This window comes from Streptomyces sp. NPDC088810, from assembly GCF_044750305.1.
Classification (GTDB): domain Bacteria; phylum Actinomycetota; class Actinomycetes; order Streptomycetales; family Streptomycetaceae; genus Streptomyces.
The window spans coordinates 1,107,406-1,125,429 of sequence record NZ_JBIVJQ010000001.1 but is presented as its reverse complement, the minus strand read 5'-3'; the positions used below and the strand labels follow the sequence as shown (position 1 = coordinate 1,125,429).

Annotated in this window: 18 protein-coding genes; 5 read left to right on the top strand and 13 right to left on the bottom strand. The window is 71.6% G+C overall.

Annotated features, from left to right (window positions below):
* Positions 1-16: 16 nt before the first annotated feature.
* The 8 genes from hisF to hisD are packed head-to-tail and all read right to left on the bottom strand — an operon-like array spanning position 17 to position 5,725.
* Complete coding sequence (gene hisF / locus ACIP4Y_RS05150; protein WP_358637427.1) at positions 17-772, bottom strand: imidazole glycerol phosphate synthase subunit HisF; 756 nt, start codon at positions 770-772, stop codon at positions 17-19.
* Positions 773-778: 6 nt separating this feature from the next.
* Positions 779-1,171 (bottom strand): RidA family protein, encoded by a 393-nt coding sequence (locus ACIP4Y_RS05145; protein ID WP_401387853.1) that lies wholly within the window; start codon positions 1,169-1,171, stop codon positions 779-781.
* The gene (gene priA, locus ACIP4Y_RS05140) at positions 1,168-1,893 is read right to left on the bottom strand and encodes a bifunctional 1-(5-phosphoribosyl)-5-((5-phosphoribosylamino)methylideneamino)imidazole-4-carboxamide isomerase/phosphoribosylanthranilate isomerase PriA (protein ID WP_401387850.1); all 726 of its coding nucleotides are present in this window, start codon (positions 1,891-1,893) and stop codon (positions 1,168-1,170) included. The genes ACIP4Y_RS05145 and priA overlap by 4 nt, the downstream gene beginning before the upstream one ends.
* Before the next feature lie 3 nt (positions 1,894-1,896).
* On the bottom strand, positions 1,897-2,541 hold the full coding sequence (gene hisH, locus ACIP4Y_RS05135; RefSeq protein WP_401387846.1) for an imidazole glycerol phosphate synthase subunit HisH: 645 nt from the start codon (positions 2,539-2,541) through the stop codon (positions 1,897-1,899).
* On the bottom strand, positions 2,532-2,696 hold the full coding sequence (locus ACIP4Y_RS05130) for a hypothetical protein (RefSeq protein ID WP_030347835.1): 165 nt from the start codon (positions 2,694-2,696) through the stop codon (positions 2,532-2,534). The genes hisH and ACIP4Y_RS05130 overlap by 10 nt, the downstream gene beginning before the upstream one ends.
* Positions 2,697-2,699: 3 nt before the next feature.
* Positions 2,700-3,293 (bottom strand): imidazoleglycerol-phosphate dehydratase HisB, encoded by a 594-nt coding sequence (gene hisB, locus ACIP4Y_RS05125; RefSeq protein WP_019328035.1) that lies wholly within the window; start codon positions 3,291-3,293, stop codon positions 2,700-2,702.
* A gap of 3 nt (positions 3,294-3,296) precedes the next feature.
* Complete coding sequence (locus ACIP4Y_RS05120; RefSeq protein ID WP_358637432.1) at positions 3,297-4,403, bottom strand: histidinol-phosphate transaminase; 1,107 nt, start codon at positions 4,401-4,403, stop codon at positions 3,297-3,299.
* On the bottom strand, positions 4,400-5,725 hold the full coding sequence (hisD, locus tag ACIP4Y_RS05115; RefSeq protein WP_401387842.1) for a histidinol dehydrogenase: 1,326 nt from the start codon (positions 5,723-5,725) through the stop codon (positions 4,400-4,402). Before hisD ends, ACIP4Y_RS05120 begins: the two co-directional genes overlap by 4 nt.
* A 199-nt stretch (positions 5,726-5,924) precedes the next feature.
* Between hisD and ACIP4Y_RS05110 the strand changes: the two genes are divergently transcribed.
* The 4 genes from ACIP4Y_RS05110 (at position 5,925) to ybaK (ending at position 10,000) form a co-directional block, all read left to right on the top strand.
* The gene (locus tag ACIP4Y_RS05110) at positions 5,925-7,502 is read left to right on the top strand and encodes an oxidoreductase (protein WP_401387839.1); all 1,578 of its coding nucleotides are present in this window, start codon (positions 5,925-5,927) and stop codon (positions 7,500-7,502) included.
* Positions 7,503-7,676: 174 nt separating this feature from the next.
* Positions 7,677-8,726, top strand: coding sequence for a hypothetical protein (locus ACIP4Y_RS05105; RefSeq protein ID WP_401387836.1), 1,050 nt, complete (start codon positions 7,677-7,679; stop codon positions 8,724-8,726).
* Positions 8,727-8,737: 11 nt separating this feature from the next.
* On the top strand, positions 8,738-9,478 hold the full coding sequence (locus ACIP4Y_RS05100) for an LON peptidase substrate-binding domain-containing protein (RefSeq protein ID WP_401387833.1): 741 nt from the start codon (positions 8,738-8,740) through the stop codon (positions 9,476-9,478).
* 18 nt (positions 9,479-9,496) lie between these two features.
* Entirely contained in the window at positions 9,497-10,000 is a 504-nt protein-coding gene (ybaK, locus tag ACIP4Y_RS05095; RefSeq protein WP_358637442.1) for a Cys-tRNA(Pro) deacylase, read from the top strand.
* 18 nt (positions 10,001-10,018) lie between these two features.
* Here the strand turns inward: ybaK and ACIP4Y_RS05090 are convergent, their stop codons facing one another.
* The 4 genes from ACIP4Y_RS05090 to ACIP4Y_RS05075 form a co-directional block, all read right to left on the bottom strand.
* Positions 10,019-10,645 (bottom strand): AAA family ATPase, encoded by a 627-nt coding sequence (locus tag ACIP4Y_RS05090; protein ID WP_401387829.1) that lies wholly within the window; start codon positions 10,643-10,645, stop codon positions 10,019-10,021.
* Between the two features lie 34 nt (positions 10,646-10,679).
* Complete coding sequence (locus tag ACIP4Y_RS05085; protein ID WP_401387826.1) at positions 10,680-11,501, bottom strand: ABC transporter permease; 822 nt, start codon at positions 11,499-11,501, stop codon at positions 10,680-10,682.
* A gap of 82 nt (positions 11,502-11,583) precedes the next feature.
* The gene (locus ACIP4Y_RS05080; RefSeq protein WP_401387823.1) at positions 11,584-12,597 is read right to left on the bottom strand and encodes an ABC transporter ATP-binding protein; all 1,014 of its coding nucleotides are present in this window, start codon (positions 12,595-12,597) and stop codon (positions 11,584-11,586) included.
* Positions 12,598-12,656: 59 nt separating this feature from the next.
* Positions 12,657-13,877 (bottom strand): NYN domain-containing protein, encoded by a 1,221-nt coding sequence (locus ACIP4Y_RS05075; protein WP_401387820.1) that lies wholly within the window; start codon positions 13,875-13,877, stop codon positions 12,657-12,659.
* Between the two features lie 225 nt (positions 13,878-14,102).
* On the opposite strand from ACIP4Y_RS05075, the gene ACIP4Y_RS05070 reads away from it, so the two are divergent.
* Positions 14,103-14,270, top strand: a complete 168-nt coding sequence (locus ACIP4Y_RS05070; protein ID WP_358637451.1) for a hypothetical protein — start codon at positions 14,103-14,105, stop codon at positions 14,268-14,270.
* A gap of 80 nt (positions 14,271-14,350) precedes the next feature.
* On the opposite strand, the gene dnaE is transcribed toward ACIP4Y_RS05070, so the two are convergent.
* A complete protein-coding gene (gene dnaE / locus ACIP4Y_RS05065; protein WP_358637453.1) occupies positions 14,351-17,890 on the bottom strand; it encodes a DNA polymerase III subunit alpha in 3,540 nt (1,179 codons plus the stop codon).
* Between the last annotated feature and the right edge of the window lie 134 nt (positions 17,891-18,024).

Sequence of the window (18,024 nt, the reverse complement as noted above, 5' to 3'; positions counted from 1 at the left end):
GGCCTCGGGAAGGGCTCTACCTGACGGGGTGGCCCGCCCCCCGCAGGGTCTGCTTCACCTCGCCGATCCTCAGGTCGCCGAAGTGGAAGACCGACGCGGCCAGGACCGCGTCCGCGCCCGCCTCGATGGCCGGGGGGAAGTCGGTGAGCTTGCCGGCGCCGCCGGAGGCGATCACCGGGACGGTGACGTGCTTGCGGACCGCGGCGATCATCTCCAGGTCGTAGCCGTCCTTCGTGCCGTCCGCGTCCATGGAGTTCAGCAGGATCTCCCCCGCGCCCAGCTCGGCCGCCCGGTGCGCCCACTCCACCGCGTCGATGCCGGTGCCGCGCCGGCCGCCGTGGGTGGTGACCTCGAAGGTGCCTTCCGGGGTGCGGCGGGCGTCGACCGACAGGACCAGGACCTGGCGGCCGAAGCGCTCGGCGATCTCGCGGATCAGGTCGGGGCGGGCGATCGCGGCGGTGTTCACGCCCACCTTGTCGGCGCCCGCCCGCAGCAGCTTGTCCACGTCCTCGGCCGTGCGGACGCCGCCGCCCACGGTCAGCGGGATGAACACCTGCTCGGCGGTGCGGCGCACCACGTCGTACGTCGTCTCCCGGTTGCCGGAGGACGCGGTGATGTCCAGGAACGTCAGCTCGTCGGCGCCCTCGGCGTCGTACACCTTGGCCATCTCGACGGGGTCGCCCGCGTCGCGCAGGTTCTGGAAGTTGACGCCCTTGACGACCCGGCCGTTGTCCACGTCCAGGCAGGGGATGACTCGGACCGCCAGGGTCATGACTGCTCAGGCTCCTCTGAATGCTTCTAGTTCTACTTCGACAAGGATCCGCGGATCGACGAACCCCTCCACGACCAGCAGGGTCGAGATGGGGCGCACGGAATCGAACATCTCCTTGTGCGCCCGGCCCACCGCGTCCACGTCCCGCACATGGGTCAGGTACATCCGCGTCCGGATCACGGACTCGATACCGAGGCCGAACTCACCGATCGCCTCGACGGCGCTGGTGAAGGCCACCTTGGCCTGCTCGTACGGGTCGCCCTCCCCGTACAGCACATCGCCCCGGAAGGCCGTCGTGCCCGCCACCAGCACCCGGTCACCCGCCGCGACGGCGCGTGCGAACCCGAAACTCTCTTCCCAGGGACTTCCGCTCTGCACGCGCCGCACGGCATCGGTCATGACGACACAGCCTCCAAGGCCTCTTCCAGGGTGAACGCCTTCGCGTACAGGGCCTTCCCGACGATGGCGCCCTCGACACCGAGGGGGACCAGGTCGGCGATGGCGCGCAGGTCGTCGAGCGACGACACGCCGCCCGACGCCACGACCGGGCGGTCCGTCGCCGCGCACACGTTCTTCAGCAGCTCCAGGTTCGGGCCCTGCAGGGTGCCGTCCTTGGCGATGTCGGTGACGACGTAGCGGGCGCAGCCCTCCTGGTTGAGGCGCTCCAGCGTCTCGTACAGGTCGCCGCCGTCGCGGGTCCAGCCGCGGCCGCGCAGGGTCGTGCCGCGTACGTCCAGGCCGACAGCGATCTTGTCGCCGTGCTCGGCGATGACCTTGGCGACCCACTCGGGGGTCTCCAGGGCGGCCGTGCCGAGGTTCACCCGGGTGCAGCCGGTGGCGAGGGCCGCAGCGAGGGTGTCGTCGTCGCGGATGCCGCCGGACAGCTCCACCTTGATGTCCATCGCCTTGGCGACCTCGGCGATCAGCGCGCGGTTGTCGCCGGTGCCGAACGCGGCGTCCAGGTCGACCAGGTGCAGCCACTCGGCGCCGGAGCGCTGCCAGGCGAGGGCGGCCTCCAGCGGGGAGCCGTAGGAGGTCTCGGTCCCGGACTCGCCGTGCACGAGGCGGACGGCCTGGCCGTCGCGGACGTCGACGGCGGGGAGGAGTTCGAGCTTGGCCATGGTCTACAGGGTTCCGATCCAGTTGGTGAGGAGCTGGGCACCGGCGTCGCCGGACTTCTCGGGGTGGAACTGGGTGGCCCACAGGGCGCCGTTCTCCACGGCGGCCACGAACGGCTTGCCGTGCGTCGTCCAGGTGACCTTGGGGGCCTCGATCACCGGGTTGTTCGACTCCAGGCGCCACTCGTGGACGGCGTAGGAATGCACGAAGTAGAAGCGGGCATCGGCGTCCAGTCCGGCGAACAGCTGCGAGCCGGCGGGGGCGTCGACGGTGTTCCAGCCCATGTGGGGCACGACGTCGGCCTGGAGCGGCTCGACCGTGCCGGGCCACTCGTCCAGGCCCTCGGCCTCCACGCCGTGCTCGATGCCGCGGGCGAAGAGGATCTGCATGCCGACGCAGATGCCCATGACCGGGCGGCCGCCGGACAGCCGGCGGTCCACGACCCAGTCGCCGCGGGCGGCGCGCAGGCCCTGCATGCAGGCGGCGAACGCGCCGACACCCGGCACCAGCAGGCCGTCGGCGTTCATCGCCTTGTCGAAGTCGCGCGTGATCTCGACGTCGGCGCCCACGCGCGCGAGGGCCCGCTCGGCGGACCGGACGTTGCCGAAGCCGTAGTCGAAGACGACGACCTTCTTGGTGCTCAATTCCACACCTCCAGCCGCATGACGCCCGCCACCAGGCACAGGCCCGCGCCGATCGAGAGCAGCACGATCAGGCTGGTGGGCATCTTCTGCTTGACGAAGGAGACGATGCCGCCGACCAGGAAGAGGCCGACGACGATCAGGAGGGTCGACAGACCGGTCATGGGTTACAGCGCGCCCTTCGTCGACGGGAGGATGCCGGCCGCGCGCGGGTCGCGCTCGGAGGCGTACCTGAGGGCCCGGGCCAGCGCCTTGAACTGGCACTCCACGATGTGGTGCGCGTTGCGCCCGTACGGCACGTGCACGTGCAGGGCGATCTGCGCCTGGGCGACGAAGGACTCCAGGATGTGCCGGGTCATCGTCGTGTCGTACTCGCCGATCATCGGCGCCATCTTCTCGGGCTCGGTGTGCACGAGGTAGGGGCGGCCGGACAGGTCGACGGTGACCTGGGCGAGGGACTCGTCCAGCGGGACCGTGCAGTTGCCGAAGCGGTAGATGCCCACCTTGTCGCCGAGCGCCTGCTTGAAGGCGGCGCCGAGCGCGAGGGCGGTGTCCTCGATGGTGTGGTGGGAGTCGATGTGCAGGTCGCCGTCGGTCTTCACGGTGAGGTCGAACAGACCGTGCCGGCCGAGCTGGTCGAGCATGTGGTCGTAGAAGCCGACGCCGGTGGCGATGTCGGTCTTCCCGGTGCCGTCGAGGTCTATCTCGACCAGCACCGACGTCTCCTTGGTGGTGCGCTCCACGCGTCCTACGCGGCTCATGCGTTACAGCTCCTTCTTCAACTCACGGACCGCGTCGAGGAACGCGTCGTTCTCCTCCGGGGTGCCGGCGGTCACCCGCAGCCATCCCGGTACGCCGTTGTCCCGGACCAGCACGCCCCGGTCGAGGATCTTCCGCCAGGCCTCGTGGGAGTTCTCGAACCGGCCGAACTGCACGAAGTTCGCGTCGGACTCGGTGACCTCGTAGCCCGTCGCGCGCAGCTCGGCGACCAGCCGGTCCCGCTCGGCCTTCAGCTGCTGTACGTACCCCAGCAGCGTGTCGGTGTGCTCCAGGGCGGCCAGGGCGGTGGCCTGGGTGATCGCCGACAGGTGGTACGGCAGCCGGACCAGCTGGACGGCGTCCACGACGGCCGGGTGCGCGGCCAGGTAGCCGAGGCGCAGGCCGGCGGCGCCGAACGCCTTGGACATCGTCCGGGAGATCACCAGGTGCGGACGGCCCTCGATGAGGGGCAGCAGCGAGTCGCCGTGGCTGAACTCGATGTACGCCTCGTCCACGACCACCATGGACGGCCTGGCCGCCTGCGCCGCCTCGTACAGCGCGAGCACCGTCTCCGGGGGCACCGCGTTGCCGGTGGGGTTGTTGGGGGTGGTGATGAAGACGACGTCCGGCTTGTGCTCGGCGATGGCCCGCCGGGCCGCGTCGAGGTCGATCGTGAAGTCCTCGTTGCGGGGACCGGAGATCCAGCCGGTGCCGGTGCCGCGCGCGATGAGCGCGTGCATCGAGTACGACGGCTCGAAGCCGATCGCCGTACGGCCCGGTCCGCCGAAGGTCTGCAGCAGCTGCTGGATGACCTCGTTGGAGCCGTTGGCGGCCCACACGTTCTCGATGCCGAGCGGGTGGTTGCCGGTCTTCGTCAGGTACTTGGCCAGCTCGGTGCGCAGCTGGACCGCGTCCCGGTCCGGGTAGCGGTTCAGATTCCGGGCGGCCTCCCGCACCCGCTCCGTGATCCGCTCCACCAGCGGCTCGGGCAGCGGGTAGGGGTTCTCGTTGGTGTTCAGCCGTACGGGGACGTCCAGCTGGGGCGCGCCGTAGGGGGACTTGCCTCGCAGCTCGTCCCGTACGGGGAGATCGTCGATCCGCACGTCGCTCACTTGCTCTCGGGTACCTTCCAGCCGAACCTCGCCTTGACCGCCGCGCCGTGCGCGGGCAGGTCCTCCGCCTCCGCCAGCGTCACCACGTGGTGGGCGACCTCGGCGAGCGCGTCCCTGGTGTAGTCCACGATGTGGATGCCGCGCAGGAAGGACTGGACCGACAGGCCCGAGGAGTGGCAGGCGCAGCCGCCGGTGGGCAGGACGTGGTTGGAGCCCGCCGCGTAGTCGCCGAGCGAGACGGGGGCCCAGGGGCCGATGAAGATCGCGCCCGCGTTCTTCACCCGGTCGGCCACGGCGGCCGCGTCGGCGGTCTGGATCTCCAGGTGCTCGGCGCCGTAGGCGTCGACCACCCGCAGGCCCTCCTCGATGCCGTCCACGAGGACGATCGCGGACTGCTTGCCCTTGAGCGCCGGCACGATCCGGTCGTCGATGTGCTTGGTGGCCGCGACCTGCGGCTCCAGCTCCTTCTCGACCGCCTCCGCCAGCTCGACGGAGTCGGTGACCAGGACGGCCGCCGCGAGCGGGTCGTGCTCGGCCTGGCTGATCAGGTCCGAGGCGACGTGCACCGGGTCGGCGCCGGCGTCGGCGAGGATCGCGATCTCGGTCGGGCCGGCCTCGGCGTCGATGCCGATCTTGCCGGTGAAGTAGCGCTTGGCGGCGGCGACCCAGATGTTGCCGGGGCCGGTGACCATGTTGGCGGGCGGGCAGGACTCGGTGCCGTAGGCGAACATCGCGACGGCGGTGGCGCCGCCCGCCGCGTACACCTCGTCCACGCCGAGCAGGGCGCAGGCGGCCAGGATCGTCGGGTGCGGCAGGCCGCCGAACTCGGCCTGGGCCGGGGAGGCGAGCGCGATGGACGCGACGCCGGCCTCCTGGGCCGGGACGACGTTCATGACCACGGAGGACGGGTAGACCGAGCGGCCGCCGGGCGCGTACAGACCGACGCGCTCGACCGGCACCCACTTCTCGGTCACCGAGCCGCCGGGCACCACCTGGGTGGTGTGCGCCGTACGGCGCTGCTCGCGGTGGACCAGCCGGGCGCGGCGGATGGACTCCTCCAGGGCCGCGCGCACCGCCGGGTCGAGCTGCGTGAGCGCGTCGGCCAGCGCCCGGGCCGGCACACGGACGGTTTCCAGCCGTACTCCGTCGAATTTCTCGGCGAAGTCGATCAGCGCCGCGTCGCCACGATGATGCACGGCCTCGCAGATCGGACGCACCTTCTCCAGGGCGGCCTGAACGTCGAAGTCGGCTCGGGGCAGCAGGTCGCGCAGGGCGGGGCCCTCGGGAAGGGCGTCGCCGCGCAGATCGATTCGGGAAATCACAGTCCCAATTCTCTCAGACCGCCGTCGGCAGCCGTCCGTGCGTATCAATGGCTGATACAGAACATGGGCCAATGGTTGGTACATAGGCTGGCCGGAACCCGGAAGATCACCTTCACGTGTGGTGTTCCGGGGGTCACCCAGCGGGCATGAACGGCTGTACGAAAACCGCTGAAAACCACTGAAGAGGGAGAGGAGAGCGGTGACCGAGGGGGCCGGCATCCGCACCGGGGACCTGCCGGACGACCTGACCGCGACCGAGGCGGGCATGTGGCAGGCCTTCCGCAACGGCAGCGTGTACGACCTGAGCAGCGGGGACGCCACCGTGGACGATCCGCACGGCGGCCATCCGTGGGGCCCCGAACGGACCGTGCGCGCCCGCATCGTGTGCTGGCTGCTGCTGGACGGCCCGCCGGCGCTCGCGGGCCGGGTGCCCTCGCTCAAGCTCGTCGGCGTGCGCATCACCGGCGCGCTGGACCTGGCGGGCGGCCAGGTCACGCCGTACGTGGAGCTGACCGGCTGCCGCTTCGACGAGGAGGTCCGGCTGCCGGAGGCCCGGTTCACGACCGTGCGCCTGGTGGACTGCTCGGTGCCGCGCCTGGAGGCGGCCCGCGTGCACACCGAGGGCGATCTGCACCTGCCGCGCTGCCGGTTCCGCAGCGGGGTCCGGCTGACGGACGCGCACATCGGCACCGATCTGCTGCTCAACCAGGCGATCGTGCACCGCGACCGCAGCGGCCGGTCCATCGCGGCGGACGGGATGACCGTGGGCCAGGACCTGCAGGCGGAGATGCTGGAGTCGTACGGCGAGTTCAGCCTGCGCGGCGCCCAGATCGGCGTCTCGCTCAGCCTGCGCGGCGCGAAGCTCGCCAACCCCTACGCCCGCTTCGCCCTGAACGCCCCCCAGCTGACGGTCGAGCGCACCCTGTACCTGACCCCGGCCGGCGTGGGCAGCCCGCTGCTGAGCGGCACGACACCCGCGCGCGGGACACGCATCCAGCGGTTCGAGTGCCGGGGCGGGGTGCGCCTGGACGACGGGCGGTTCGGGGACGCCGTCGACCTGGAGCGGGCCCGGTTCGCCTTCACCGACGACCAGGAGCTGTCCCTGCGCCGGGTGCAGACGCCGGAGCTGCGCTTCCTCGGAGACAAGCCGCAGCGGGGCAAGGTGGTGCTGTCCGGCGCGCGGATCGTGAACCTGGTCGACCGCGCGAGCAGCTGGCCGGAGGCGGGCAGTCTGCACATGGGCGGGTTCGCCTACGAGAACCTGGTGCCGCAGGGTCCGTTCCCGCTGACCCAGCGCCTGGACTGGGTGGCGGCGGCCACCGCCGAGTACGCGCCGGAGCCGTACGAGCGGCTGGCCGCGGTGCTGCGCGCCGCCGGGGAGGACGAGGACGCGCGCGAGGTGCTGCTGGCCAAGCAGCGCCGGCGGCGCGAGACGCTGCCGCCGGCCGCCAAGGTCTGGGGGTTCGTGCAGGACTGGGTGGTGGCCTACGGCTACCGGCCGGGCCGGGCCGCGGTGTGGATGGCGGTGCTGTGGGCGGCGGGCACGCTCGCGTTCGCGCACGCCGACCATCCGCCGGTGAACTCCGGCGGCCATCCGGCGTGGAGCCCGGCGCTGTTCACGCTGGACCTGCTGCTGCCGGTGATCGACCTGGGCCAGGCCGGCCAGTGGCAGCTGCGCGGCGGCTGGCAGTGGCTGGCGGCGGTGATGATCCTGCTCGGCTGGATCCTGGCGACGACGGTGGCGGCGGGCGCGACCCGGCTGCTGCGCCGGAGCTGAGCGCACACCGGGCACAGGGGGCACCGGGTTCCCACGAGGTGCATCTCGTCCTCACGAGGTGCCGGACCGCACACAATGTGCACATTCACCCTTTACCGGTCCTTGACTTTCCGGCGTACAACTTTCCATGACTTGACCAGTGCCTCTGGCGCCGCCCCGAGCTGCGGACTTTCAATGGTCGGCACCATGGCTCTGCTGCCCTCGTTCATCCGCCCCACCCGGATGACCAAATCTGCGCGCCCGGCCGCCCGACCGCCGGCCGGGGACGAGGCCGTGCTCGACGCGCCCGACGACCGCCTCTCGCCCGCGCTGGTCGCGGCCGCCCGGGGCGAGTACGCCGCCGCGGCCGGCCTGCTCGCCGCCACCCGCTCCGCGGCCGAGTGGGAGAACCGGGACCGGTACGTACGGCGCCTGGCCGCCTTCGCCCGCTGCCGCCCCGAGTGGTACGAGCAGTGGCGTGCCGCCGCCCCGGACGACCCCGGCGTGCTGCTGGTCGGGACCCAGCTGGCGGTGGACCGCGTCTGGCCCTCGCCGGCCCGCGCCGAGCTGCTGCGCGAGGCGAGCCCGCTGATCACCGCCGCCGCCCGCGCCGACGACCGCGACCCGGTGCCCTGGCGGATCGCGCTGGACCACGCGCGCGGCTCGCGGGCAGGGCACCGCTACTTCGAGGAGCTGTGGGAGGCCGCCGTACGGCGTGCCCCGCACCACTACGGCTGCCATGTGGCCGCCCTGCGCTACCTGGCCACCTCCTGGCACGGCTCGCACCGCGAGTGCTTCGACTTCGCCGACCGGGCCGCGCAGGACGCCCCGCCCGACTCGCTCGTCCAGGCGCTGCCCGCCCGGGCCGCCTTCGGCTACCTCACCGACGGCTGCGGCCCCGAGGTGCCGCGGGCCCGGCTGGACGCGGCGGCCGACCGCGCGATCGCGCTCTCCGACCGCTTCCCGGCGGCCGACCCGTGGCCCGCCGAGGTCCGCAACAAACTGCTGTACGTCCTGCTGCGGCTGGACCGCTGGGAGGACGCCCGCACCCAGCTGCGCCTGATCGGCCCGTACGCCACGTCCTTCCCCTGGGACCGGTTCTCGGACGACCCGCTCGGCCACTTCCTGCGCCTGCGCGAGCACCTGGAGACGGCGGGCCCGCGGCCCGCCCCGGCCGGGCTGCTGGCGGCGCCCCCGGGCTCCCTCGACGGCCGGGGCGGACACGCCTGCGCCGGGGACCACTAGGCTGGGGCGCCGTGACCACCGTCCGTCTCCCGCTCTTTCCGCTGAACTCGGTGCTGTTCCCGGGGCTCGTGCTGCCGCTGAACGTCTTCGAGGAGCGTTATCGCGCCATGATGCGCGAGCTGCTGAAGACCCCCGAGGAAGAACCGCGCCGGTTCGCCGTCGTCGCCATCCGCGACGGCCACGAGGTCGCGCCGAGCTCCCCGGGCATGCCGGATCCCACGGCCGAGCCCGAACGGGGCCCGGCCGCCGGCTTCGGTCCCGACCCGCTCAAGGCCTTCCACGGGGTGGGCTGTGTGGCGGACGCGGCCACCGTCCGGGAGCGGTCCGACGGCACGTTCGAGGTGCTGGCCACGGGCACGACCCGGGTGCGCCTGCTGTCCGTGGACGCGTCGGGGCCGTTCCTGACCGCGGAGCTGGAGGAGCTGCCCGAGGAGCCCGGGGACGAGGCCGGCGCGCTGGCCGAGGGCGTCCTGCGCTCCTTCCGCCAGTACCAGAAGCGCCTGGCGGGCGCCCGCGAGCGCTCGCTGTCCACCGGCGCCGACCTGCCGGACGACCCGAGCGTGGTGTCGTACCTGGTGGCCGCGGCGATGGTGCACGACACGCCGACCAAGCAGCGCCTGCTCCAGGCCCCGGACACCGCGTCCCGGCTGCGGGACGAGCTGAAACTCCTTCGCGCGGAGACGGCCATCATCCGTAACCTGCCGTCGTTGCCCGCGTTCGAGCTGACGCGGACGCCGACCAGCCTGAACTGAGGGAAGCACGACACCCTGATGGCGAAGAAGCCGAAGAAACAGCAGCAGTCCGGGGGCACGCCCGCGACGGTCGCCCTGACGGCGGCGGGCGTGGACTTCACGGTCCACGCCTACGACCACGACCCGTCCCACCCCTCCTACGGCGAGGAGGCGGCGGAGGCGATGGGCGTCTCCCCCGAGCGCGTCTTCAAGACCCTGGTGGCCGACGTGGACGGCTCCCTGGTGGTCGGCGTGGTCCCGGTGGCCGGCTCCCTGGACCTGAAGGCCCTGGCCGCGGCGGTGGGCGGCAAGCGGGCGACCATGGCCGACCCGACCCTCGCCGAACGCACCACGGGCTACGTCCGCGGCGGCATCTCCCCCCTCGGCCAGCGCAAGAAGCTCCGCACGGTCCTGGACGACTCGGCCGAGGCCCACCCGACGATCTGCGTCTCGGCGGGCCGGCGGGGTCTCGAGGTGGAACTGGCACCGGGGGATCTGGTGAAGCTGACGGAGGCGGTGCTGGCACCGATCGGGCGGGGCTGACGCGGGCGTCTTCGCCGGTCAGTCGACCGGCGCCTCGGGGTCCCGGGGCCCGAACAGGGCGGTCAGTCCGAGGTGCACCAGCAGTCCGGCCAACGGCCACGCGAGCAGAGCCCCCTTGGCCGACAGCTTCAGCGGCGCCGAGAACGTCACGCCCTTGCCCACGGCCCGCGCATGCGCGAGCACGTCGGACTCGGGGCCCAGCCACATCCCGAGCCGCCAGGCCAGCAGGGACCCCAGCAGCCCGCCAAGCCCCAGAGCCACCACCAGCGGCACACCCCCGCGCCGCCGCAGCAGAAACACCACGACCGCGCTGACCAGCCCGAAGGCGAGCCCCAGCAGGGTGAACGTTCCGTCCACCCCGACCGCCTGCTCCCCCTCGGTGTCCTTGAGGTAGACGACCCAGTTCTTGCCGATCTCGTCCGCGACCAGCGGCACGTGCGGGGCCAGCCACCACCACAGCAGCCCCAGCAGCACCCCGCCCAGCGCCACCACGACCGTGGTCACGGCGGCCTCCCGCAGTTCCGTCTTCATCCCGGGGCCGTCCTGTTCGTACGCGCCCGCGCCCGGTCCTCCGGCGGGCGGCGGCGCCTGCCGGACCTGGTGCGCGGAGTTGTCGTGCGGCGGCGGAGTCAGCGGTGCGGTCACCTGAATATCGTGCCAGGTCGTGCTGTGCGCCGCGTCACCGGACGGCGGCCCTGCGGTACGCCCGGGTCGCCGCCGCCAGCGAGACCACTCCGACACCCGCGCACACTCCCAGGTCAGCAAGGACCACGGCCCAGTCGGGGTGGGCCCCGAACGTCCGCGCGTACGCCTCGACGCCGTAGGTCGACGGCAGCAGATCACGGGCCAGCCGTACCGCCTCCGGCATCCGGTCGGCCGGCAGCACGCCCAGCAGCAGCGCCGCCGACATGCCCAGCTGCCCGAGCAGCGTGGCCAGCTCCGGCCGGGGCGCGAGCAGTCCGCACGCGGCGCCGAGCCCGGCCAGCGCGGCCCCGGCGAGCGGGATGACGGCCACCAGGATCCACAGGTTGGTCAGCGGCAGCCCGAAGAGCGCGCATCCGAAGACGGCGGTCACCAGGGTCCCCGGCACGGTGAAGGAGGCGTACGCCGCCGCCGCGCCCAGCACCACGGCCGCCGGCGGCACCGGCAGCGTGGCGTAGTGGTCGAGTCCGCCGCTGGCCCGCAGCTGCCCGAAGTACTGCGACAGCAGGTTCAGCGCGACGTAGGCGACGACCAGCACGGAGGAGCCGGCCACCACGGACTGCGCCTCGTGGCCGCTGTCGACGACACCGCGCATCATTACGGTGATGCCGACGGACTGGAAGGTCGCCACGAACAGCAGCGGGATCCGCGCCACCCGGGCCCGGGACAGCTGCGCCCGGTAGACGGCCACCAGCGACGGCCACAACCGCGCGGGCGGCCCCAGCTCGGCCGCGCCGGGCGCCGTCTCCGGCACGGCCCGGGCGCCGCCCGGCAGAACCTCGGCGGGTACGACACTCACGACGAGCTGCTCCTCTTCCCTACGGCAGTCGCGTTCCCTGCGGCAGTCGCGCAGATCCATACGCATTCCGCGGCCGGTGCGCTCACGCCTTCACCAGCCCCTGCCGGGCCGCGCCGCCCAGCGCCAGGTAGACGTCCTCCAGGCTGGGCGTGGCGAGCGTGAAGTCGTCCAGGGCGGCGAAGGCGGCCCCGCCGGTCACGGTGGCGACGACGGCGCGGGCCTCCTCGGGCGCGAGCCGGAGCGTCCAGCGCCGGCCGGACTCCGCGGCCCGCTCGCGCAGCACGGCGACCTCGGGCACCTCCAGCGGCGCCCGTTCCCGCCACACCAGCTCCACCCGCACCTCGCCGGCGACCTGCGCCTTGAGTCCGGCCGGGGTGTCGCAGGCGATGACCCGGCCCTGATCGAGCACGGCGACACGGTCCAGCACCGTCTCGGCCTCGATGACGTTGTGGGTGACCAGCAGCACGGTCGTCCCGTGCTCGGCCCGCCGCCGGTCCACGGCCGCCCAGACCGCCCGCCGGGCCACCGGGTCCATGCCGGTGGTCGGCTCGTCCAGCACCAGCAGCGGTCGCTCGCCGACCAGGGCGGCGGCGAAGCAGGCGAGCCGCCGCTGTCCGCCGGACAGCTTTTTCAGGGCCCGCCCGGCGATCGGCGTCAGCCCCAGCTCCTCCAGGACGGCGTCCCGCTCGGCGCGCGCCCGCCGTACGTCCAGGCCGCGCAGGCGTCCGGTGGTCTCGGCGGCGAGGGAGACGGTCAGCTCGTCCAGGGCGGTGGACTGCTGGCCCAGGTAGGCGAGGATCCGGGCGGCCCGCTCGGGGTGCCGCACGATGTCGTGGCCGAGGATCTCGACGCTGCCGGTGTCCGGCCGCAGCAGGCCGGTGACCTGCCGTACGAGCGTGGACTTGCCCGCGCCGTTCGGGCCGAGCAGCCCGAAGATCTCACCGCGCCGCACGTCCAGCTCGACGCCGTCGGTGGCCCGCACCTCCGGGGTGCCCGGGGTGCCCCGGCGGCCCCTGACGGCCGGATAGGTCTTGCCGAGCCCGCGCACGCGTACGACCTCGTCGTACCGAAGTGCCTGTCCCGCGCGCGTGCTCACAAGGGACGAGGGTACGGGGTCGGGGGCCTTTACTCGCCTTTGGGGGCGGCCGGGGGGCTTCAGTCGGCGGCGGGCGCCTGCTGCTCGGCCGCCGCCGGTACGTCGATCTCCCGCCAGAACCCCGCCCGAATGGCGTAACGGTCGTGCTCGTCGATCTGGTCGTCCTTGTGCGCGAGCAGCCCGAACCGTGCCGCGTAGCGCAGCAGCTCGCCGTCGATCCGGTGCGGGATGCGCGGATACATCTGCGACAGCCGCTGCAGATGGCTCTGGTCGCCGAGCCGGGACATCCAGCGCCGGGCGAAGACCTGCCCCACCTCGTAGGGGTCGCCGCCGACGGTGGTGATGTCCTCCTCCCGGTCGGCCCACCGCTGCTCGGCGGTGGTGAGCTGGGCCAGCGTCGGCATGGAGGCGGCCTCGGGGGGCTCGGCGACCACGCCCGGCCGGTCGACCCAGCCCTTGTCGGAGGACCAGCGCAGGGTCGCGGTCGCCGGGTGCTGCACGGGCTGGGCTCCGGGCGCGCGCAGCGCGGCCAGGTCCTTGGGGGTGGGGACGCCCTTGACGGCGGGGCCCCGCTCCGCGGTGCCGTTCCCCGTGGCCGTGGCGGCCGGGGGGTGGGCGGGCTGTTCGGCGGGCCGCTCGGCCGCCGACAGCGCGGACTCGGGCAGCGGCGCGGAGAGGATCGCGGCGATCTCGGGGCGGGGCGCGGGCGGCGGGGCACAGACGCCGGTCAGCTCCTTGGCGCGGACGGCCTGGGTGATCCAGGCCCGGTCCAGCACGCGCCGCTCGTCGGCCTCGGCGACCAGGTCCTCGGACTGGTTGTAGTCGCCGTCGGCGGCCTGGACGGCCCACAGGTGGACGGCGACGCCGTGCTCCTTCGCGGCCATCATGCCGGGCAGCAGATCGCCGTCGCCGGTGACCAGCACGACGTCGGAGCAGGCCCGGTTGCGGGCCAGCTCGGTCAGCTCGGCGTGCATGGCGGCGTCGACGCCCTTCTGGGCCCAGCGGCCGTCGCTGCGGGTGAGAGCGCCCAGCCGGACGGTCACCCGGGGCATCACGCGCAGCCGGCGGTGCTCCGGCTGGGGGACCCGGTCGGGGGCGCCGTCGAACCAGTAGATGCGCAGCAGGGGGCGCTCGGTGTCGGACTCCGCGCGCTCCCGCAGGGCCTGGATGAGCGCGGCGTGGTCGACGGTGATCCGGGACCGCGAGGGCTCACCGGCGAGGAGGCTGGCGGCGGCTCCCAGCAGATACCCGGCGTCCACCAGGACGATGCATCGGTCCACGCGACTCACCCTCTTCCCGGGAGGTTTTGCTTCGGACTTCCTTCGAGTCTGCCCGACCGCGCGGGGGTTAACGGCCCGAACTCGATCATCGGCGTGGCGTTTCGGGTTCCCGTCCGCCCAGCTGCCCTGTCACACACGGTAATTATCCGACATGCGCCTGTTGTCAGCGTATGTGAATCTGGTCCCGGCCCTGGCCCCTAGATCCCCCACAGGAGGCAGATCACCATGGCCAAGAACAAGAACCGCAAGCAGGCCGGCCCGCAGAACCGCGCGCAGCAGAGCGAGCACGCGCAGCGTCCCCCGGCGGAGGAACACGAGTCGCCGGTGTCGCACATCCAGGGCGGCCCCGCGGATGGTGCTCGGAAGAAGCAGAAGAGCTTCGGCCACAACTAAAGGGCAGTTGAAGCCCAGGCACACGGAAGGGGCGCACCCGTCGCGGGTGCGCCCCTTCCCGCTGCTTCATGCCGCGGGTCTCAGCCGGCCAGGCAGGACGGGCCGAGCAGTACCTTCAGGTCGCCGAAGAGGGCCGGGTCGGGCTTGACCCGGTGCCGGTCCAGGCGCAGCACGGTGGTCTTGCGCGGGCCCTGGAGCTTGATCCGGACCTCGCTGTCGCCCTTGTGGTGGCTGAGGATCTCACCGAGGCGGCTGACCATCGGCGGGGTCACCTTCACGGCCGGGATGGTGAGCACCACGGGCGCGTTGGTGCCCGCGTTGGACAGGTCCGGGACCATCAGCTCCATGGCGACGAGCCGGGGCACGTCCTCGCGCTTGTCGAGCCGGCCCTTGACGAACACCACCGCGTCCTCGACCAGTTGGGTCGACACCAGCTGGTAGGTGGCCGGGAAGAACATGCACTCGATGGAGCCCGCGAGGTCCTCCACGGTGGCGATCGCCCAGGCGTTGCCCTGCTTGGTCATCTTGCGCTGCAGGCCCGAGATGATGCCGCCGATGGTGACGACCGCGCCGTCGGCGTGCTCGCCGCCGGTGAGCTGGGCGATGCCGGCGTCCGCCTTGTCGGACAGCACGTGCTCCAGGCCGAAGAGCGGGTGGTCGGAGACGTACAGACCGAGCATCTCCCGCTCCTGGGCGAGCAGATAGGTCTTGTCCCACTCGTCGTCGGTGAACTGCACGTCGAGGCCGAAGCCGGGCTCGCTGCTGGTCTCCTCGCCCATCCCGCCGAAGAGGTCGAACTGGCCCTCGGCCTCCTTGCGCTTGACCGCGACCACGTTGTCGATCATCGGCTCGTACTGCGCCATGAGGCCCTTGCGGGTGTGGCCCATCGAGTCGAAGGCGCCGGCCTTGATCAGCGATTCGGTGGTGCGCTTGTTGCAGACCACCGCCTCGACCTTGTCGAGGTAGTCGGGGAAGGAGGTGTACTTCCCCTTCGCCTTGCGGCACTTGATGATCGATTCCACGACGTTGGTGCCGACGTTGCGGACGGCGGACAGGCCGAAGAGGATCACGTCGTCGCCCTGGGCGGCGAAGTTCGACTCCGACTCGTTCACGTTCGGCGGGAGCACCCGGATGCCCATGCGGCGGCACTCGTTGAGGTAGACCGCCGACTTGTCCTTGTCGTCCTTCACGGAGGTGAGCAGGGCGGCCATGTACTCGGCGGGGTGGTTGGCCTTCAGGTAGGCGGTCCAGTACGACACCAGGCCGTACGCGGCCGAGTGCGCCTTGTTGAAGGCGTAGCCGGCGAACGGGACCAGCACGTCCCACAGCGCCTGGATGGCCTCGTCGCTGTAGCCGTTCTTGCGGGCGCCGGCCTGGAAGATGACGAAGTTCTTCTCCAGCTCCTCCGGCTTCTTCTTGCCCATCACGCGGCGGAGGATGTCGGCCTCGCCGAGCGAGTAGCCGGCGATGATCTGGGCGGCCTTCTGCACCTGCTCCTGGTAGACGATCAGGCCGTAGGTGACGTCCAGGACCTCCTTGAGCGGCTCCTCCAGCTCGGGGTGGATCGGCGTGATCTCCTGCTGCCCGTTCTTGCGCAGCGCGTAGTTCGTGTGGGAGTTCATGCCCATCGGGCCCGGCCGGTACAGGGCCGACACGGCGGAGATGTCTTCGAAGTTGTCCGGCTTCATCAGCCGGAGCAGGGACCGCATGGGGCCGCCGTCGAACTGGAAGACGCCGAGGGTGTCGCCGCGCTGGAGCAGCTCGAAGGTCGTGGGGTCGTCGAGCGGGAGCGACAGCAGGTCGATGTCGAGGCCCTTGTTGGCCTTCACCATCTTGACCGCGTCGTCCATGATCGTCAGGTTGCGCAGGCCCAGGAAGTCCATCTTCAGCAGGCCGAGCGACTCACAGCTCGGGTAGTCCCACTGGGTGATGGTCACGCCGTCGGTGTGCCTCACCCAGACGGGGACGTGCTCCGTGATCGTCTCGCTGGACATGATCACGCCGGCGGCGTGCACACCCATCTGCCGGACCAGGCCCTCCACGCCGCGCGCGGTGTCGATGACCTTCTTCACGTCCGGCTCGTTCTCGTACATCGAGCGGACCTCGCCGGCCTCCGAGTAGCGGGGGTGGCTGGGGTCGGTGATGCCGGACAGCGGGATGCCCTTGCCGAGGACGTCGGCGGGCATGGCCTTGGTGATGCGGTCGCCCATCGCGTACGGGTAGCCCAGCACGCGCGCGGAGTCCTTGATCGCGTTCTTGGCCTTGATGGTGCCGTACGTGCCGATCATGGCGACCTTGTCGGCGCCGTACTTCTCGGTGACGTACCGGATCACCTCGACGCGCCGGCGCTCGTCGAAGTCGATGTCGACATCGGGCATCGAGATGCGCTCGGGGTTCAGGAACCGCTCGAAGATCAGGCCGTGCGGGATCGGGTCGAGGTCGGTGATGCCGAGCGCGTAGGCGACGATCGAGCCGGCCGCGGAGCCTCGGCCGGGGCCGACCGCGATGCCCTGCTTCTTGGCCCACATGATGAAGTCGGCGACCACGAGGAAGTAGCCGGGGAAGCCCATCGAGATGATCGTGTCCATCTCGTACTCGGCCTGCTTCTGCCGGTCCTCGGGGATGCCGCCGGGGAAGCGGCGCTCCATGCCGCGGCGGACCTCCTCCTTGAACCAGGTGACCTCGGTGTAGCCCTCGGGGATGTCGAACTTGGGCATGAGGTCGCGCTTCTCGAACATGCCGGCGGTGTCCACCATCTCGGCGATGAGGAGCGTGTTGGCGCAGCCCTCCTGCCAGGCGTCCGAGGAGTCGATGGCGTACATCTCGTCGGTGGACTTCAGGTAGTAGCCGGTGCCGTCGAACTTGAAGCGGTCGGGGTCGGAGAGGTTCTTGCCGGTCTGGATGCACAGCAGTGCGTCGTGGGCGCCGGCCTCGTGCGCGTACGTGTAGTGGGAGTCGTTGGTGACCAGCGGCGGGATGCCGAGCTTCCTGCCGATCTCCAGCAGGCCGTCGCGGACCCGGCGCTCGATCTCGATGCCGTGGTCCATCAGCTCCAGGAAGTACTTGTCCTTGCCGAAGATGTCCTGGTACTCGGCGGCGGCCTTGAGGGCCTCGTCGAAGTGGCCGAGGCGCAGCCGGGTCTGCACCTCGCCGGAGGGGCAGCCGGTGGAGGCGACGATGCCCTCGGACCACCGGGCGATGGTCTCCTTGTCCATCCGGGGCCACTTCTGCAGCCAGCCCTCGGCGTAGGCGTCGGAGGAGAGCCGGAAGAGGTTGTGCAGGCCGGTCTTGTTCACGGCCCACATCGTCTTGTGGGTGTAACCACCGGAACCGGAGACGTCGTCCTTCTTCTGGTGCGGCTGGCCCCACTGGATCTTGCGCTTGTTGCGCCGGGACTCGGGGGCGACATAGGCCTCGATCCCGATGATCGGGGTGATTCCGGCCTTCTTCGCAGAATGGAAGAAGTCGTACGCGCCGTGGAGGTTGCCGTGGTCGGACATGGCGATGTGCGTCATGCCCATCTCGTTGCACGCGTTGAACATGTCCTTCAGCCGCGCGGCACCGTCCAGCAGCGAGTACTGGGTGTGGACGTGCAGGTGCGTGAAGGGCGGCTTTGACACGGTGAGGCCTCCGGGGGAAACACTCGGCGACGGCTGGCGGACAGTTCTGGGGTCAGCGTCGAAGTCTATGCCTCGCCACTGACACAGGTCGGGCACCTGCGCGTACCTTCGTGCGTTGGGTACGGCAGAAACGC

What these genes read in the sequence shown, in the direction of transcription:
- priA (WP_401387850.1), bottom strand. Translation starts at nt 1,893, where the DNA reads ATGGCCAAGCTCGAACTCCTCCCCGCCGTCGACGTCCGCGACGGCCAG.
- hisF (WP_358637427.1), bottom strand. Translation starts at nt 772, where the DNA reads ATGACCCTGGCGGTCCGAGTCATCCCCTGCCTGGACGTGGACAACGGC.
- ACIP4Y_RS05145 (WP_401387853.1), bottom strand. Translation starts at nt 1,171, where the DNA reads ATGACCGATGCCGTGCGGCGCGTGCAGAGCGGAAGTCCCTGGGAAGAG.
- ACIP4Y_RS05105 (WP_401387836.1), top strand. Translation starts at nt 7,677, where the DNA reads ATGGTCGGCACCATGGCTCTGCTGCCCTCGTTCATCCGCCCCACCCGG.
- ACIP4Y_RS05130 (WP_030347835.1), bottom strand. Translation starts at nt 2,696, where the DNA reads ATGACCGGTCTGTCGACCCTCCTGATCGTCGTCGGCCTCTTCCTGGTC.
- ACIP4Y_RS05070 (WP_358637451.1), top strand. Translation starts at nt 14,103, where the DNA reads ATGGCCAAGAACAAGAACCGCAAGCAGGCCGGCCCGCAGAACCGCGCG.
- ybaK (WP_358637442.1), top strand. Translation starts at nt 9,497, where the DNA reads ATGGCGAAGAAGCCGAAGAAACAGCAGCAGTCCGGGGGCACGCCCGCG.
- hisB (WP_019328035.1), bottom strand. Translation starts at nt 3,293, where the DNA reads ATGAGCCGCGTAGGACGCGTGGAGCGCACCACCAAGGAGACGTCGGTG.